Source organism: Peptoniphilus raoultii (genome assembly GCF_900099555.1).
GTDB lineage: Bacteria > Bacillota > Clostridia > Tissierellales > Peptoniphilaceae > Peptoniphilus_A > Peptoniphilus_A raoultii.
The window spans coordinates 528,451-545,429 of record NZ_FMWM01000002.1; the positions used below are offsets into that span (position 1 = coordinate 528,451).

Sequence of the window (16,979 nt, forward strand, 5' to 3'; positions counted from 1 at the left end):
TCTGAAATAAAATTTTTTCCTAAACATTTTCTACCTTTAGATTTATCTTTAAAATCTCTGTAAAGTGCCTTGAAAAACTAATTTTTTTATCCTAAAATATAATCAAATAATAGTTAAAAGGAGGATTTTAATGAAAGCGCTAATTATTGACCAAATGTCAGACGTAATTGACAAAGGTTTAGAAGAAAGAGGCATCGAATACAAAAAAGTAATGTTACCAAAGAAGGAAGAGTTAATTAAACTTATTCCTGAATATGATTTCTTAATCATGAGAGTTGATCCATTTATAGACAAAGATATTTTTGAAGCAGCTAAAAATTTAAAGGCAATATTTGTTGGTTCAGTTGGAACTAACCACATTGACTTAAAAGAAGCTGAAAAGAGAAATATTCCTGTTAAAAACTCTCCAGGACAAAATGCAAATGCAGTTGCAGAACTTGTATTTTGTAAAGCTCTTGACCTTTACAGAAATTCTGTTCAAGCTCAAAATGAAGTTAAATCTGGTATTTGGAATAAATACAGATGGATTGGTAGAGAATTAAGAAATAAGACTATGGGTATTTTAGGATTTGGAGCAATTGGAAGAAGAGTTGCTGAACTTGCGCATGCATTTAAAATGGACGTCCTTGCTTATGACCCATATTTCAAACCAGAAAATAATCCATATGACTATGCAAAACTTGTAAGTCTTGATGAAGTACTTAATAATTCTGATGTAATCACTCTTCACCTTCCATTAACTCCAGAAACAAAAAATATGATCTCTGGCGAACAAATGAAGAATATGAGAGATGGAGCAATTATTATTAATGCAGCTCGTGGCGGCGTTGTTGATGAAGAAGCTCTTTATGAATACATCAAAAATGGAAAACTAGGCGGAGCAAACCTTGATACTCTTGCAGACGAACTTGGAACTGGCGGACTTGATACTCAAGACGTACCAATTTCTTCAAAATTATTTGAATTAGATAGACTTTATATCACTCCACACATTGGAGGATCAACAATTGATGCTCAAGACGATATTGGTGGTGTAGTTCTTAAAAATCTTGATGAATTTTTAGGAAAATAAGTTAAAAAATAAGCCGGGATTTGGTCCCGGTATTTTTTATGCTTTTAAGTTTTTAATAAGTATTATTTTCAATAATCAACCTATTACTTTGAACCCTTGCCCTTTCAATTACTATTATGGCTGATGCTATAGAAATTAATAGAATACCTATTTTTTGGTTTCCTGTAATTGGATTTTTTAAAATCAAAAATGATAGGAAACTTGCCAGCATTGGTTTTAGGAAAAAGACTAGAGATGAAATGGCAACGGGATTTTTTTCTACTGCCAAAAGGTGGCTGGCAAATCCACATCCAGTAACAAAAATTGAAATATATAAAAATACTAAAAGATTATCCCTTGATAGGCCCTTAATAATTGGAATATTTGCAAAGGCATCAAGGCCAAGATTTGTAAAGAAATTAGAAACAGAACTAATCCTTGAAATTTCTATAAAAATTAAAAGCTCCATCATACCAAAAAGAAAAGTATAGCAGGTAATGGTTGGTGCCTTTATGGGACTTTTTTTTGTAATTCTTTTACTAACAAAAGAATAAAGGGCAAAACCCAAAGCTGATGAAAGAGAAATTATAACCCCTTTAAGAGAACCCTTAAAATCAAGGGGATTTACAAGGACAATAATAGCCAGCAGAGCCAAAATTATTCCTATAAAAGTATTTTTATTAATTTTTTCATCTGTGAAGAAGTGAGAAATTATTATGGCAAAAAAAGTATTAGTGCAAAACAAAATTCCGGCAACGTGAGCTTCTAAAAAATAAACTGAAAGCGTATAAAGACTCATTGCTAAAACTACGCACAAAAATCCTGTGAAAGCAAAGCTCAAATAGTCCTTTTTCTTTAAAGAATAGTTAGATTTTTTTAAAGAATTTTTGCTTATGGGATATAAAATAATAGTGCCAATTAAGAATCTTAAAAAATTTAGCTGCAAGGGATTAAAAACCCCACCCGTAAGTTTTATGGCAACTTCCATAGAAGAAAATAAAATAGAAGCCAATAATACATATATATAATTCAAGAATAATCACCCATATTAATTATAGGAAAACTTTGAAATTTTTGCAAACAATCCAAGTCGAGTTTTCATCTTTTGCTGGGCAGCAGCTGTTTAAAGACAAAAGAACTCTAGCTTACAACTAGAGTTCTTTAAAAAATAATTATACATACATTTTTAAAATAACATTTATTACCATGATAACAAAAAAGGTATTGTATATTTTTTGGATTCTTTAAAATTATACTTTGTACCGCCTGGAAGATAATGTACCAATGCAGGTGAAAATCTTTATTAATCTTCAAAACTGTAATATAATAAAATAAAATATTTATGGAGGAAGCATGGACATTTATTTTGTTAGACATGGAGAAACCCTTTGGAATAAAAATGATATAATTCAGGGACATTTAGATTCGCCCTTAACTGAAAAGGGAAGGGAAATGGCAAAAATTTTAAGGAAAAAGTCTAAGGATTTAAAATTTACAAAAGTCTATTCATCAGACCTGGGCAGGGCCTATGAAACTGCAAAACTAATTTGTCCCAGTAAGCCCATAATAAAAACCGAGCTTTTAAGGGAAATTGATGTTGGTTCATGGTCAGGGAAAAATTTTAAGGACATAGAAAAAGAAGATCCGATTTTATATTACAATTATTTCAAAAGACCTGAAATTTATAATAGGATTGACGGGGAAAGTTTTTATGATTTAAATGCTAGGGTCAAAAAATTTTTTGATGGTGCTTTAAATGAAAATCAAAGGGAAAATATATTAATAGTGAGCCATGGAATTACTATTGTTTCAATTTTTAATCTTATGGAAAAAAAGTCTGTAAAAGATTTTTGGTATAATAGAGTTAGGCGAAATGCAGAATTTAACATTGCAAGATATGAAAAAGGAGAATTTACAATAATTAAAAAAGCTCCCTTAAATCCAAAACAAACAATATAGGAGGACTTATGCAAGGTATTGAAAAATTTACTATAAATGAATATTCAAATATAAAAAATGTTATTGCAGTTGTTTCTGGCAAGGGAGGAGTTGGAAAATCTTTTACATCTTCTATGCTTGCTGTTCATCTTAAAAAAATGGCTTATAAGGTTGGGATTCTTGATGCCGATATAACAGGACCGTCAATTCCCGAGGCCTTTGGCATTGATGACATGGCAGTTTCTGACGGTGTAAATATTCTTCCTCAAATTACAAAGACTGGCATAAAGTTAATTTCAGTTAATTCAGTTTTAGAAAATAAAAGTGCCCCCGTTCTTTGGAGGGGACCTTTAATTAATTCTGCCATTAAGCAGTTTTTTTCAGAAGTTTTTTGGGGAAATTTAGATTATTTAATTGTTGATATGCCGCCAGGAACAGGTGATGTTGCCCTAACTGTTTTTCAGTCCATGCCCTTAACGGGAGTAATTATTGTTTCAACCCCCCAAGATTTAGTTAAGATGATTGTTGAAAAGGCAATTAATATGGCAAATATGATGAGTGTAAATATTTTAGGCTTTGTAGAAAATATGTCCTATTATAAGTGCAAGCACTGCGGAGAAATTTCCTATATTTTTGGGCCAAGTAAAATAAAAGAAATAGCTGAAAAAGAAGGAGTAAAAAATATTTTAAATCTTCCAATAGAGCCTGAATTTGCAAATTTTATTGACAAGGGAGAGGCTGAGGAAATAAATATTCCTGAATTTGAAAACTTTATAAGGAGTTTGGAGAAATGATTTATGATTTAATAATAATTGGAGCCGGCAGTGCAGGTCTTTCTGCTGCCATCTATGCTGGCAGATCCCTTTTAAAAACTTTAATAATTGAAAAGTCAGGCTATGGTGGTAGAGTAAACGATACCGCATCAGTAATAAACTATCCTGGTTTTTCAAATATTTCTGGAAGGGATATTGTAAAAGAATTTAGAAACCACGCATCAGCTTATGACACCAACAAATTTACTTATGGAACAGTTGAAGGGATTGAAAAAGAAGGAGATATTTTTTGCCTTAAAACAAAAAGGGATAAAAAATATTATGGCAAGGCAATAATAATTGCAACTGGAACTTTTTCAAGAATTTTAAATATTCCTGGCGAAATGGAATATACAGGCCACGGAGTTTCCTACTGCTCAACTTGCGATGCCGATAATTTTATAAATAAGGATATTCATATTTTGGGCTCAGGAGATTTGGCCCTTGATGAAGCAGATTATCTTTCAAATTTTTGCAATTCCATTAATCTACTTGTAATTCACGACAGGGGAGTTTTAGATGGCAATGCTCAGGCTCAAGCAAAACTAAAAAATAATCCGAAAATTTCTTTTACATGGAACTGTGAACTTCTAGGAATTTATGGAGATACTAAAGTTAAACAAATTGAATATCAAAATTTAAAAACTGGCGAAAAAAATTTGGTGGCTAGTGATGGAATTTTTATTTTTGCAGGCATGAGTCCAAATTCAAGTTTTCTTGAAGGCCTTGTTGAACTTGATGATCAAAAATTTGTTAAGACTAATGAATTTATGCAAACAAGTGTCAAGGGGATTTTTGCCGCAGGAGATGTGAGAAAAAAAGTTTTAAGACAAATTGTTACAGCTGCAAATGACGGTGCCATTGCCACAGTTTATGCAGAAAGATATATAAGAAATAGGAGCAAACTATGAGAGTTTTTCCAAGGTCTACAGTTTTATATAATAAGAAAAAAGCCTATAACGGCATAAATTTAATTTCAACTGCAAAGGATGGAGTTCTCTTAACTTCAATGTGCGGTGATGAGCTGGCAAGATATGTTTTAAATCCCATGCCTGCCAAGATGCTTTCAAATGGCAATATTATTTCCGTTACAGAATTTAGGACATCTGATTTTGGAGTGTCAGATGGAATAAGACTTGCAGAAATAAATAAAGAGGGAAAAATTAAATGGGAGTTTTCCAGAAATAAATTTATAAAGGATAGGGGCTACAAGGAAAAATGGATGGCAAGAGCTCACAGCGACTTTCAAAGAAAGGGTCATCTTTTGGACTACACTCTTTCAAATGAAAAGAATATGACAGAAAAAACCTTAATGCTTACTCACGACAATGTTTATGTTAAGTCAATTTCCGACAAGGAACTTTTAGATGATGTTATATTAGAAGTGGACAAGGGCGGAAATATTTTGTGGAAATTTTCTTTTTCCGAACATTTTGATGAATTAAATTTTTCTGAAGAAGCAAAAAATGTAATTTATAGAAATCCTAATTTAAGAATTACAGAAAATCCCATTGGAAATTATTTAGATGTAACTTCAATTTCCTACTTGGGAGAAAACAAATGGTATGACATGGGAGATTCAAGATTTCATCCCGACAACATTTTATTTACGGCAAGGGCTGCAAATATTATTGGAATAATTGACAGGAAAAAGAATAAAATTGTCTATGAAATTGGGCCAAGTCTTGAATCCTATTCAAAATTTTCTCCAATAATAGGCTCTTCCTTTGCATCACTTATTCCTAAGGGTCTTGAAGGTGAAGGAAATTTAATGATTTTTGACAATGGCGGATCCTGCGGCTATAGTGCTGCAACAATTTTTGCACCTCAAGGACTTTTCCCTTACGTTAGGGCTTATTCAAGAATCTTAGAAATAAATCCAATAACTTTTAATATAAATTGGCAATTAGGCCCAAGAGATTTTGGTTATTCAGTTCCCTTAAATGGCTACAAATTTTATTCTCCCTATGGAGGAAATGTTGAAAGACTTCCAAATGGAAATACTCTTGTAACTCTTACAACTGAAGGAATTGTCCTTGAAGTTACAAGGGATAAGGAATTAGTTTGGCAATGGGTTTCTCCCTACAGACGGGACACGAAAAATATGCTAAATAATAATTTAATTTATAGGGTCTATAGATATCCCTATTCTTATATTGGCCTTGATGGTTATGATGAAAAGGAAATTGAAAAAATCGATTCAAGGTATTTTAATTTAAAGGGTGCTGGAAAATTTTTGGGAGCAGAAACAATTAAAGTTGCTGGGGCAGAACTTAATATGGATATAGATCCCCTTTCTCAAAAATCTGAATCCCTTAAAGAATTAAAGGAAAGCAAGGAAATTTTTAGGAGAAGTCAAGGGCTTATTAAAACAATTTCATCTGAAGACTTTGAAGAAAAAACAGGAAAGGGCAATTCAATTGTAGTTTTTGGAGCCATAAGATGTACACACTGTGCTCCCCTTTTAGAACTTGTATCAGATATGCTGGAAGATGAATTTCCAAATGTCACCTGCTATTATTTAGATGTTGATACAAATGTAGAGGTTAAGGAAAAATTAAAAATTCAATCCATACCCCTTACGAATTTTTATAGGAACGGGAAACTTGTCCATTCCTTTACAGGTGAAAATTCCTATGATGACATAGCAGATTTAATTGAAGAATATTTATTGTAAAGATTAACATTAAAAAATCCGCCAAATTAATGGCGGATAATTTTTTTAAATTATTTTGCTAATTTTTCTTCAATTTTATCTTTAGCTTCTTCAGCTTTCTTTTCTACTTTTTCTTTTGCCTTTTCAGCTTCAGCCTTAATATCTTCTTTAGCTTTTTCAGACTTTTCGCCTACTTTTTCTTTAGCTTCTTCAGCTTTTTTGTCAATAGCCTCTTTAACTTCTTCGGCTTTCTTTTCTACTTTTTCTCCGCCATCAGTTAAAGTAACTTCTCTTGTTTCAGCGTTCCAGTCAACAGTATAGCCAAGAATTTCTTCACAGATAACTCTTAGTGGAAGATATGAGAAATTGTCTTGAATGAATGGAGCAGCTTCTAATTTCTTTTCTTCTCCATTAACCATCATTTTGTCGCTATCAATAGTAAGTTTCATAACTTTTTCATCTTTAGTGATAGTGAAAGATTTTTCTTTTTCATTCCATTCAACTTTTGCCTTGCTAGTTTCTGCAAGTTTACGAATTGGAATGAAAGTTCTATTTGCTTTAATAACAGCAGGATTTTCAAGTTCTAAAGCTGTTCCCTTAAGAATAACTTTAACGTCTTGTTTTGCTGCATTTTCTTTAGCATCCTTAACTTCTTCTTTAACTTCTTTTTTATCTTCTTCTTTTACTTCTTTAGCTTTTTCTTCAGCCTTTTTAACTTCTTCCTTAGCAACTTCAGAAACTTCTTTAGCGCCTTCTTTAGCCTTGTCTTTTAAATCCTTAACTTCTTCTTTAACAGTATTTGCATCAGGAAGTTTAACTCCTGGAGTTTCAGCAAAAGCTGCCATTGGGCTTGCAAGTAAAGATGCAAGAGTAGTAACTGTAACAAATTTTCTTAATTTCATAATTACCTCCAAATATATAAATTAAGTTTATAATAGCAAGAAATCGTACTTTTGTCAATTAATCAGCTTTTGTGTGCCATGATAAATTTGCAAAATCCTCAAAATGTTTTTCTGAATTTATTAAAAATCTATTTTTTACAAGAGAAGCCATATATTTGTCATTTTTATAGGAATCGGTATAGGCCATAGAATTTTCGTAGTCAATTTCAATATTTTCCCTTTCTAAAAGTTCTTTTATTCTCTTTACCTTTTCCTTGCCTGAATTATTTTTCCCCACAAGCTCATAATTTTTGTCAAGCCTAGTCCCAAGAATATAATCGAAAGGGAGAATTTTATTTATATATTTTAAATAATTTTCGCAAGAAGCCGAACACAAAATTTTTATATCCCCATCACTATACTTTTCAAATTCAGGAAAAATCTCTTCAAAAAAATGAGAAGGATATAATATTTTAAGAAAAAAATTTTCAAGGTCCTTTTCTGTTAAAGGTTTCATGACAGAAACCATGGCTTTTTTAACATGACAAAAATTCCCCGTAAGTAAATAATAAATATATTCTCTACATAAATTTATAATTAATGTGATAAAAAGATAGGGATGTTTTTTAATGGCAAATTTCCACAAAAGAAAAATGGATTCACTATCAATTATTGTCTTATCAAAATCATAAAGAATTACTTTCTTTTTCAATTTTGCCTCCTTTCCTATATTTCTATTATAACAAAAATATAGGGACAAAAGCCTTTGCAAGCTTTAAAAAATTCCTAAAATCAGCTATAATTTTAATGGTGATTAAATGAGGGAAATTCTTCATGTAGATTTAGATGCCTTTTATGCTTCTTGCGAAGAACTTGACTATCCTGCCCTTAAGGGCAAACCCCTTGTCGTTGCAGGAAGAAGCGAAAGAAGTATAATAACAACTGCAAATTATGAGGCGAGAAAATTTGGTATTCATTCTGCCATGCCAATTTTTATGGCAAAAAAATTATGCGACCATTTAATTATTATGCCCATGAGAAGGGGAAGATATTTACAAAAATCACAAGAAGTTTTTGAGATTTTGTCATCCTATACAGATATAATTGAAAAAGTTTCAATAGATGAATCCTATCTTGATATGACTGGAAAAAATTTAGACCTTAAGTATTTAAAGGCTATGCAAAACAATATTTTAAAAAAGAGCGGCCTTAATGTTTCGATAGGCTTATCTTTCAATAAATTTCTAGCAAAACTTGCCAGCGACTGGAATAAGCCAAGGGGCATAAAAATAATAAATAAAGAGGAAGTCCCGGAAATTTTAATGGACCTTGACATTAGAAAAATTCATGGAATAGGCAAAAAATCAGAAGAAAGGCTGAGAAATATTGGCATAAATAAAGTCCGTGATCTCTACCTTTTAAATGAAGAATTTTTGACAGAATTTTTTGGAAAATTGGGAACAGACCTCTACAATAGAATAAGGGGAATAGACGAAAGAGAAGTTACAGTCCATAGGGAAAGAAAAAGTATTGGGACAGAATCAACTTTCACTTCAACAGACAATAAAAAAATAATAGAATCATATATAGAAAAATTTGCTGGAGAACTTTCAGAAAATTTATATAGAAAAAATATTTGCGGCTACACGCTAACAATAAAATTAAAGGACGAAAATTTTAAAATAAGGACAAGGTCCAGGACCTTTGACACAGTCCTTTTTGAAAGAGATGAGATTTTAAAAGCAGGGCTAAATCTTCTCCGTGAATTTTATGGAGGAGAAAAAATAAGACTTGTTGGCCTAACAATGTCAAATTTAGTGGACCTATATGCTCATCAAATAACATTTTTTTAGGAGGCTAAATGGAAAGGGAAGATATAAAAATCCTAGTCAATGAAGGAATATTTACAAAGGCTAATAATATGTCTTTTGTTTCATATGAAGATGAAGTTTTAACCTTAAAAATGCTACCAGATGAAAGGCACATTTCAGAACTAAATATTTTGCATGGAGGCATAATTTATACCTTTGCAGATACAGTAACAGGAATCTTATGTATGACCCTTGGCAAAGTTTACGTTACAATAGATGCAACTATGAATTATATATCAAATACACCAAAGGGAGTAGAAATATTTGGCAGGGCGCATTTTATCCACAAGGGAAATACAATATGCGTAGTGGATGTGGAAGTCTATACAAAAGAAAAACTTTTAACAAAGGGGACTTTTACCTACCACTCATATTTAAAAAAAGACAATAATTATACAGCGTACTTAGAAAAAAATAAAATTTAGGAGGAAATTATGGATTTAAAATCAAGAATAAGATCAATCCCTGGATATCCAAAAGAAGGAATAATATTTAGAGATGTAACAACACTGTTAAAAGATGGAGAAGCTTTTAAAGAAGCTATAGATAAAATGATAGAAAAAATCCCCGGGGACTTTGATAAAATTGTTGGTGTAGAAGCAAGGGGATTTATAGTGGGAGCCCCAATGGCCTATAAACTAAAAAAAGGTTTCGTTCCCATAAGAAAACCGGGCAAACTTCCTTCAGAAAAAATTTCAGAAGAATATGAACTAGAATATGGAACAGATTCAATAGAAATACACCTTGACTCCATAAACAAAGGTGACAAAATAATTTTAGTAGATGACCTTTTGGCAACAGGCGGAACATCAGAAAGTGCCATAAAACTTATAGAAAAACTTGGCGGAGAAGTAAGAGCCCTAATATTTTTAATGGAACTTGAAGAATTGAAAGCCAGGGACAAATTAAAAAAATATGAAGTACATTCAATAATTAAATATTAAAAATAATTAAAGAGCTCCCAAGGCTCTTTATTTTTTACTTGTCTACTTTTTCAGCCATTATCAAATTTTTGATAAATACTTAGAACTTGAAAAAGCTGATGATATAGAAAAATGAATTACCAATCTCTTAAGGTTTATAACTTTAATGGCAAGTACAGGGCATCTATGAAAACTTACAAAAAAGGCGATGCTTAAGAATGTATAGTTATCTTATTTAGCATCACCTTTTTATTTTATTATTTGTAAAAATACCTTTTTTTTAATTTTTATGTCCTAAATTCAAAGGTATTCTTGCATTTTTTGCATTTTATTATAACTTTGCCCTTATTTTTTGGCAATCTCATTTCCAAATTGCAATAGGGGCAGCGAGTGAATTTATAGTCTTTCCTATCTCTAATTCTTATTCCTATATAATTTATTTGCCTTCTTATGGGTTTGGTCAGGTCTAAAAATTTTTGATTTTCCCTATAGCGAGCTGATATATTTCTTGAAAACATTCTATAATATATATAAATTAAAATGACCAGGGCACCAATGTGGCAATATCTATTTAATTTTACATATCCAATTATTAAAAGTATTAAAACGGGAAGGAGTAAAAATCTGCCAAAGGCATCTGCTCCGTATCTTCCTACCATAAATTTTCTGAATTTTTCTTTCATAATCTCCCTCAATCAAGTATTTTTAAATAATCTTTGATTATTTTTCCTGAATCGTGTAGCTTTTTTATTTCACTTTCATTTAATTTAAGTTCAAAAGTTTTGGAAATTCCATCTTTATTTATTAGGCAGGGGCTAGAAATATATAAATCTTCCATGCCATATTCACCATTTAAAAGTGAAGATACATTTAAAATAACATTTTCATTGTGATAGATTGCGGAAATTATATTTGAAACTGTATTTCCAATGCCATATTGGGTTGACCCCTTGCCTAAATAAATTTTCCAGCCTCTTTCTCTAACTTCCATTTCAATTTCATTATAGGGGAAACTTTCTATTTTATTTTCTTTTAAATATTCATCAAGCCCTATGCCAGAAATTTTAACTTGCGACCAAGCAACAAATTGACTTTCACCATGCTCTCCAAGGATATAGGCTTCAATTGATTTTGGGGAAATATTTAGCTTTTGGCTAAGAATAGTTTTTAATCTTAGCGAGTCAAGACTTGTGCCTGATCCAATAACTTTTGAAGCTGGAAATTTTGATTCCTTAAAAACTTCATAGGCCATGACATCGCAAGGATTTGAAACTACGATAAAAATCCCTTTAAAACCTGCTCCCACAATTTTGTGAACATAATCTCTTACAACATTTTTATTTTCCTTAAACTCATCAAGGCGGTCTGAACTTTCAGGAATACCCCCTGAAGTTAAAACGATTATGTCGCAAATATTAAGGTCATCATATTCACAGGCAAAACTTTTTATGTCATGGGCATAAAGACTTCTTGCATCATTTAAATCCATGGTCTGAGACTCAGCCTTCTTTTTATTTATATCAACTAAATAAATTTCATCACAAAGTGCACGCATAGCTGCTGTATATGCAATTATTTGACCGGCAAAACCAGATCCTACTATTCCTAATTTCATAAAAACCTCCCTAATATGTAAATTATAACATAAGAAACTAATTTATAGACAGCTAAATGATAGGTGTTTTTTTATTGCTAAAAATTTTGGTGAAAGGGGGTGAAAATATGGACGTAGTATATGCAACGCTTATTATTTATGGTAAAAGAAATTTTAAACAAGTGCCTTTATGCCTTAAAGATAGGGTTAAAAAATGTTTAGAAGAACTTGGGATGGCAGAACTTGCTAAGGAAGACTAAAAATTTTTAATTAGTCCTTGACACGTATTAGCAACACGTGTATAATAATTAATGTAAGGAGGAAATGTTTATGGCCAAAACAAAGCCTTACAGAAAAGTTGTTAAAGTTATGAAAGAAAATGGTTGGAAATACGACCATACTGAAGGTTCTCATGAGATTTACATTAAAGGCGGATTTATTTGTCCTGTGAAATGTAATAAAAAAGATATTCCTTCAGGAACTTTAACAAGCATTGAGAGAATTACAGGGTTAAAATTTTAGCCCTGCTCTCTATATTTTTAGGAGGTCAATATGAATAAAGCCTATATTTATCCGTGTGTTGTAAAAAAAGAAGATGGTGTTTATTATGCTAATTTTCCAGATTTTAGTGCGTGTTTTACTGATGCAGATAATATGAATGAATTATTTTTTAATGTTAATGAGGTATTAAATGGTGTTTTATTCTCGATGCTAAGTAATGAAATTAGCATTCCTAAACCCTATGAAAAAGGAGATATTGTTTTAAATGACGGGGAGTTTCTCCTTCTTGTTGAAGCCTCCATTTCGGTTTTAAGAGATAAAATTAATAATAAATCAATAAAAAAGACAGTTACTATTCCAAAGTGGCTTAATGATATTTCTGAAAACAAAAACATTAATTTTTCAAGAGTATTACAAGAAGGACTAAAAAAAGAACTGAAAATTAAATAATAATTTTTAAACACCTGGATTTTAGGTGTTTTTTTATTGGAGGTAAAAATTTGGAAGATAAAGATTATTTAAGAGAAAAAATTGATGTTACTGAAAAAAGGCTAAATTCTCACTCTGATAGACTTGATAAGCTAGAGCAGTTTAGGGCGAGTACTGATACACAAATAAGAAATTTAATTGCTAAAATTGACGGGCTAATTACTACCATAAAATGGTCTAGCGGATTTTTTATTGGGGGAGTTGTCGCTTTCTTTTTTTATGCTCTTGAGAGGGGGATAATAAAATGACTAAAATAGATGATTTTATAGCCTCAGCTATGAAGTATAAGGGCGATAAGTATAGTCAGCCTAAGAGAATGCAGAAAGGTTATTCTGACTGCTCCTCTTTAATTTATAAGGCCCTAAGGGATAGTGGAAATTTAGACCTTTCAAAGACAGACAGAACAGTTTCCACTAAATTTATGAAAGATGGAGACCCAAGATTTTATGAAGTGCCTAAAGAAGATTTAAAAAGAGGAGATATTCTCTGGGGCGGAGATTATGAAAAAGGCAAGTGGTCAGGTCATGTTGCTATTTATCTAGGAGATGGAAAGACCTTAGAAGCGAGATACAGAGAGGGCGTATGTATATATAAGTATAGAGGTTACTTTACAAAAGTGTATAGGGTTAAGGCTCTTTTAGATGGTCACAAGATACCTGAACCTGTTGTGCCTGTAATTAATAAAGCTCCTGCAAGCTATAATCATCTAACGGTTATGGATAAAAAAGCTAAAATAAGTCCACAAGTAATTAAGGGCGTGGCTTATGTACAATTAGGTAGCATGATGGTTCCGGTAAGAAAGTTTTTTGAAACTTTAGGATTTAACGTGTCATGGACAAGAGAAGACGGAATAAGGGTAGAGTAAAAAAGAAAGGTGAGTACAGTAAATTTATTGTACTTGCTGTTATAGGCTTAAACATAATCTTTACAATAATAGTCCTTAAAATCTTCACCCTAACAGGACAAGAGCCAAGCACTTTAATAGGTGCTTGGTTTTCTTTTACTACTGTGGAATTATGGAGCTTAGCACGGATCAAGAAAAAGAAGATTGATAAAGAAATACATTCAATGAAATATAAAGATAATGATTATTTAGGAGGTTAAGAATGAGTTTAAATAATATTTTTTATGTAGTTCTTAGTATTGTATCCGTAATTGTTACTGGAATAATAATACCAGTTTTAAAGCAAAAATACGGACAAGATAAAATTAAAAACACAATGGATATAGTAACTATAGCAGTAAGAGCAGCAGAACAAATTTATACACAGTCGGGTCAAGGACCATTAAAGAAGAAATATGTGCTGGAATATCTTAAAGATAAAAATATAAAAGTTTCTGAAGATGAACTTGATGCAATGATTGAAAGTGCTGTGCTTGAACTTAATAGGTGGGAGAAAGAAATTAACAAATAAAATCAAAATTAAGGCAAGGAATTGTATTAATAAGAAATAAAAACACAAAATAGACCTATTGTGGACAGTCGAACCTATAAAAGGCTATGTTTAACCATTTAAGAGACTACTTATTATTAAAATTAAACATTAAAAGATAAAAGCCTAGGGAGTTGATCTCTAGGCTCTTTTTTGTTTGAACTATTAAAATAAATTTCTATAATACGGTATTTCTTGGTTTGCCGTATTATAGATTCTTTTAGTCCGATATTTCTTAAAATAGCAGATTAAACATTTAATTTTTTATTTAAAAGTTTAAAGTCCACATCAAACAAAAATCGACACGGACTAGTTAAAGATGATTAAAGCTCAAAGGAGCTTAAGTTAATTATACCATAAAAAATTTTCAAAAATAATTAAAAAAAATTTAAAAAAAGTGTTGACTTTTATATAAGTCGGTAGTATAATAAATTCAGGAGGTGGGGAAATGAGCAAGAGGAAACCTAGAAAGGGTAATAAAAAAGAGCTACTAGAATTAATAATACTTTTACTAAATCTGCTAATTGGCATTATCGGATTGATAAAAGAAATATTAAAATAGTAACTCAAAGAGAGGGGAATTCCCTCTCTCCCTTTAAGGGTATTATATTACAAAATGCTCATTGAGTCAAAATGAAAAAAATAGATGCGAATATAATTTTATTAAGTGTAATCACTGCGATAAATGTGATAGGTATTTTTAAAGACTTTGGAATAGTTAGCAATGTGCTGGTTATCATTCTATGCTTACTATTAATAGTTAAAATTAAGGCAAAGTGAAAAATAAAGGAGTTTAATCGTGAAAGACTTAAAAACAACAGAGGCTCAAAGGAGAGCCTCAAGAAAGTGGGATGCTGCAAACAAAAAAATAAAAGACAAGAGCAGAGCCAAAAGTGGATGTAAAAAGTATATAACCACTTTTGCAGATTTTGATGATCTGGAAGAAGTTAAAGCTTGGATAGAAGAAAGAGAAAAAAATTTAAAAAATAATCAAAAAAAAACTTAAAAAAATATTTTTAAATCTTAACAAATAAAGGTATTTAAATGGATAAAAGAATTATAAAAGTTGGTAACGAGTTGGTAGCTGAGTAGTAAAAACGTGTAAAAATATGTAAAAAAGCAGGTAATTCAAAAATTGAATACCTGCTTTTTCTTTGTATTTTTAGCCATTTGTAACAATTCATAAAAATACAAAATTGTCTGGTGCGGGAAAGAGGACTTGAACCCCCACTCCAATGGAACTAGATCCTAAGTCTAGCGCGTCTGCCAATTCCGCCATTCCCGCATGTCCTTAACAATAAAGTATATTATAATGGTCATCAAAATCATTGTCAAGTATTTTGTAAAAAATTTTTTAAGGAAATTTTAAAAAAAATACAATTTGGTTACAGTTTAGCCAATTCCATTTACAATTTTTTCTTCTGGTCTATAATAAATTTAGGTGGTTTGATTGAGAAAGACGTTTAAATTTATACTTATTTTTATTTTACTTTTATTTATAGGGGTTTATTTTATAGGGGCCTATTTTTTTTCGACCTATTTTTTGCCAAAGACTTTTATTAATGGTAAGGATTTTTCCCTTCAAAAAAAAGATGATTTATACAAAACTTATAATGGCATTTGGGATGACTATGAAATTACTTTAAAGGGAAGAGAAGGGGAAGATAAATTAAAGGTTAGTGATTTTTCTTATAAAGATGAGCTATTGCCAAATCAAGATCTTTATCAACCATCTATTTACTGGTTTTTAAGTTCTCTCTATAAAAAGGAATATGAGTTGAAACACAGGGCTATTTATTCTATTGAAGACTTTGATAGGACAGTAAATAATTTGGATATTGTAAAAAATCAAAATCAAAAGCCTGAAGATGCTAAGGTTATTTATGAAGATGGAAAATTTTCTATAAAAGAAGAGATTTTAGGAAATACCTTAAAGGAAAGGGATTTGAAAGAATCTATTTTGAGGCATCTGAGGGAGGAAAATAAAATTATTGACCTGGAAGAGGAAAAAATTTATTTAGAGCCAAGTCTTAAATCAGATGATTCTGATCTTCAAAAACTTTTAGATGAATATAAGACACTTGATAAAATCACTATTTCTTTTAATTTTGAAGATAGAAAAGAAGTTTTAGACCATCAAAAATTAATTAACCTCTATAAAAGGGAAAATAATAGAGATCTTGTACCTAGTGAAGAAAAAGTTGTGGCATATGTAAATAATTTATCTGTGAAATATGACACCTTTGGCGGAAAGAGAATTTTTCCTGCAACTGGCATTGGAAATGTTTTAGTAACGGGAGGAATTTACGGATGGTCAACTGACATAAAAAAGACGAGCGAGCTTTTATTAAATGCTCTAAGTGAAAGAAAGAACAAGGAACTTGTACCCGTTTATAGGACAACTGCCCTCCACAGAAGTGAAAATGATCTTGGGAATTCTTATATTGAAATCGACCTTGCAAGGCAAAATGTCTGGCTTTATAAGGATGGAAATTTAGTTTTGGAAACAAAAGTTGTAACAGGCAATCCAAATAATGACAATGCAACTCCAACTGGAACTCAAAAAATTTGGTCACGGGAAAGGGAAAGGTTTTTAACGGGAGCAGACTATAAATCTTTTGTAAATTATTGGCTGCCTATAAATTGGAAGGGAATTGGTCTTCATGATGCTCCTTGGAGAAGTGAGTTTGGAGAAGATTTATATTTAAAAAAGGGAAGCCATGGATGTATAAATGTGCCTCCAGAAATTATGCCAAAATTATATGAAAATACTTTTAACGGTATGCCCGTTATTGTTTACGATTCAAACAGTCAGAAAATTTCATAAAAT

General features: G+C 31.2%; 22 protein-coding genes and 1 tRNA gene. 17 read left to right on the plus strand and 6 right to left on the minus strand.

From position 1 onward, the window contains the following. Positions 1–130: 130 nt before the first annotated feature. On the plus strand, positions 131–1,072 hold the full coding sequence (locus BQ4446_RS02460; RefSeq protein ID WP_071026357.1) for a D-2-hydroxyacid dehydrogenase: 942 nt from the start codon (positions 131–133) through the stop codon (positions 1,070–1,072). 52 nt (positions 1,073–1,124) lie between these two features. Here BQ4446_RS02460 and BQ4446_RS02465 read toward each other — a convergent pair whose 3' ends face one another. Then, positions 1,125–2,084, minus strand: coding sequence for a DMT family transporter (locus BQ4446_RS02465; RefSeq protein WP_083329015.1), 960 nt, complete (start codon positions 2,082–2,084; stop codon positions 1,125–1,127). 320 nt (positions 2,085–2,404) lie between these two features. On the opposite strand from BQ4446_RS02465, the gene BQ4446_RS02470 reads away from it, so the two are divergent. Genes BQ4446_RS02470 through BQ4446_RS02485 form a run of 4 tightly spaced genes read left to right on the plus strand, consistent with a single transcriptional unit; the run spans position 2,405 to position 6,478 of the window. Beyond that, positions 2,405–3,010 (plus strand): histidine phosphatase family protein, encoded by a 606-nt coding sequence (locus BQ4446_RS02470; protein ID WP_071026358.1) that lies wholly within the window; start codon positions 2,405–2,407, stop codon positions 3,008–3,010. Positions 3,011–3,018: 8 nt separating this feature from the next. Next, complete coding sequence (locus BQ4446_RS02475) at positions 3,019–3,783, plus strand: Mrp/NBP35 family ATP-binding protein (RefSeq protein ID WP_071026360.1); 765 nt, start codon at positions 3,019–3,021, stop codon at positions 3,781–3,783. Continuing rightward, entirely contained in the window at positions 3,780–4,712 is a 933-nt protein-coding gene (locus tag BQ4446_RS02480) for an NAD(P)/FAD-dependent oxidoreductase (RefSeq protein WP_071026362.1), read from the plus strand. The genes BQ4446_RS02475 and BQ4446_RS02480 overlap by 4 nt, the downstream gene beginning before the upstream one ends. Further along, positions 4,709–6,478: an aryl-sulfate sulfotransferase gene (locus BQ4446_RS02485; protein ID WP_071026363.1), complete on the plus strand. Its 1,770-nt coding sequence runs from the start codon at positions 4,709–4,711 to the stop codon at positions 6,476–6,478. The genes BQ4446_RS02480 and BQ4446_RS02485 overlap by 4 nt, the downstream gene beginning before the upstream one ends. A gap of 50 nt (positions 6,479–6,528) precedes the next feature. On the opposite strand, the gene BQ4446_RS02490 is transcribed toward BQ4446_RS02485, so the two are convergent. Continuing rightward, positions 6,529–7,359, minus strand: coding sequence for a copper amine oxidase N-terminal domain-containing protein (locus BQ4446_RS02490; protein ID WP_071026365.1), 831 nt, complete (start codon positions 7,357–7,359; stop codon positions 6,529–6,531). A gap of 58 nt (positions 7,360–7,417) precedes the next feature. Further along, positions 7,418–8,050, minus strand: coding sequence for an HAD family hydrolase (locus BQ4446_RS02495; protein ID WP_071026367.1), 633 nt, complete (start codon positions 8,048–8,050; stop codon positions 7,418–7,420). A 106-nt stretch (positions 8,051–8,156) separates the two neighbouring features. Here BQ4446_RS02495 and BQ4446_RS02500 point away from each other — a divergent pair, with 106 nt between their 5' ends. Genes BQ4446_RS02500 through BQ4446_RS02510 form a run of 3 tightly spaced genes read left to right on the plus strand, consistent with a single transcriptional unit; the run spans position 8,157 to position 10,153 of the window. Then, on the plus strand, positions 8,157–9,191 hold the full coding sequence (locus BQ4446_RS02500) for a DNA polymerase IV (RefSeq protein ID WP_071026368.1): 1,035 nt from the start codon (positions 8,157–8,159) through the stop codon (positions 9,189–9,191). An 8-nt stretch (positions 9,192–9,199) separates the two neighbouring features. Continuing rightward, positions 9,200–9,634 (plus strand): PaaI family thioesterase, encoded by a 435-nt coding sequence (locus BQ4446_RS02505; protein ID WP_071026370.1) that lies wholly within the window; start codon positions 9,200–9,202, stop codon positions 9,632–9,634. A gap of 9 nt (positions 9,635–9,643) precedes the next feature. Next, positions 9,644–10,153 (plus strand): adenine phosphoribosyltransferase, encoded by a 510-nt coding sequence (locus tag BQ4446_RS02510; RefSeq protein ID WP_071026371.1) that lies wholly within the window; start codon positions 9,644–9,646, stop codon positions 10,151–10,153. Positions 10,154–10,419: 266 nt separating this feature from the next. On the opposite strand, the gene BQ4446_RS02515 is transcribed toward BQ4446_RS02510, so the two are convergent. Together BQ4446_RS02515 and BQ4446_RS02520 are read right to left on the minus strand one after the other, a co-directional pair. Then, positions 10,420–10,815, minus strand: a complete 396-nt coding sequence (locus tag BQ4446_RS02515) for a hypothetical protein (protein ID WP_071026373.1) — start codon at positions 10,813–10,815, stop codon at positions 10,420–10,422. A gap of 8 nt (positions 10,816–10,823) precedes the next feature. Next, positions 10,824–11,747 carry an L-lactate dehydrogenase gene (locus tag BQ4446_RS02520; protein WP_071026375.1) on the minus strand — a complete coding sequence of 308 codons (924 nt, stop codon included), beginning with the start codon at positions 11,745–11,747 and terminating at the stop codon, positions 10,824–10,826. Between the two features lie 107 nt (positions 11,748–11,854). Here BQ4446_RS02520 and BQ4446_RS08715 point away from each other — a divergent pair, with 107 nt between their 5' ends. The 8 genes from BQ4446_RS08715 to BQ4446_RS02555 all read left to right on the plus strand — a co-directional run bounded on the left by BQ4446_RS08715 (position 11,855) and on the right by BQ4446_RS02555 (position 15,155). After that, complete coding sequence (locus BQ4446_RS08715) at positions 11,855–11,986, plus strand: hypothetical protein (RefSeq protein ID WP_280630402.1); 132 nt, start codon at positions 11,855–11,857, stop codon at positions 11,984–11,986. A gap of 70 nt (positions 11,987–12,056) precedes the next feature. Continuing rightward, on the plus strand, positions 12,057–12,248 hold the full coding sequence (locus BQ4446_RS02525; RefSeq protein ID WP_071026377.1) for a type II toxin-antitoxin system HicA family toxin: 192 nt from the start codon (positions 12,057–12,059) through the stop codon (positions 12,246–12,248). Between the two features lie 30 nt (positions 12,249–12,278). After that, positions 12,279–12,677: a type II toxin-antitoxin system HicB family antitoxin gene (locus tag BQ4446_RS02530; RefSeq protein ID WP_071026378.1), complete on the plus strand. Its 399-nt coding sequence runs from the start codon at positions 12,279–12,281 to the stop codon at positions 12,675–12,677. A 50-nt stretch (positions 12,678–12,727) separates the two neighbouring features. Further along, a complete protein-coding gene (locus BQ4446_RS02535; RefSeq protein WP_135100577.1) occupies positions 12,728–12,964 on the plus strand; it encodes a hemolysin XhlA family protein in 237 nt (78 codons plus the stop codon). Next, the gene (locus BQ4446_RS02540; protein ID WP_071026382.1) at positions 12,961–13,581 is read left to right on the plus strand and encodes an NlpC/P60 family protein; all 621 of its coding nucleotides are present in this window, start codon (positions 12,961–12,963) and stop codon (positions 13,579–13,581) included. The genes BQ4446_RS02535 and BQ4446_RS02540 overlap by 4 nt, the downstream gene beginning before the upstream one ends. Further along, on the plus strand, positions 13,548–13,820 hold the full coding sequence (locus BQ4446_RS02545) for a hypothetical protein (protein ID WP_071026383.1): 273 nt from the start codon (positions 13,548–13,550) through the stop codon (positions 13,818–13,820). Before BQ4446_RS02540 ends, BQ4446_RS02545 begins: the two co-directional genes overlap by 34 nt. Positions 13,821–13,822: 2 nt before the next feature. Then, on the plus strand, positions 13,823–14,131 hold the full coding sequence (locus BQ4446_RS02550) for a phage holin (RefSeq protein ID WP_071026385.1): 309 nt from the start codon (positions 13,823–13,825) through the stop codon (positions 14,129–14,131). An 817-nt stretch (positions 14,132–14,948) separates the two neighbouring features. Then, positions 14,949–15,155, plus strand: a complete 207-nt coding sequence (locus tag BQ4446_RS02555) for a hypothetical protein (protein ID WP_071026386.1) — start codon at positions 14,949–14,951, stop codon at positions 15,153–15,155. Positions 15,156–15,350: 195 nt separating this feature from the next. Here the strand turns inward: BQ4446_RS02555 and BQ4446_RS02560 are convergent. Continuing rightward, a tRNA-Leu gene (locus BQ4446_RS02560) sits at positions 15,351–15,434 on the minus strand. A gap of 165 nt (positions 15,435–15,599) precedes the next feature. Between BQ4446_RS02560 and BQ4446_RS02565 the strand changes: the two genes are divergently transcribed. After that, entirely contained in the window at positions 15,600–16,976 is a 1,377-nt protein-coding gene (locus tag BQ4446_RS02565; RefSeq protein ID WP_071026388.1) for a L,D-transpeptidase family protein, read from the plus strand. Positions 16,977–16,979 lie beyond the last annotated feature (3 nt).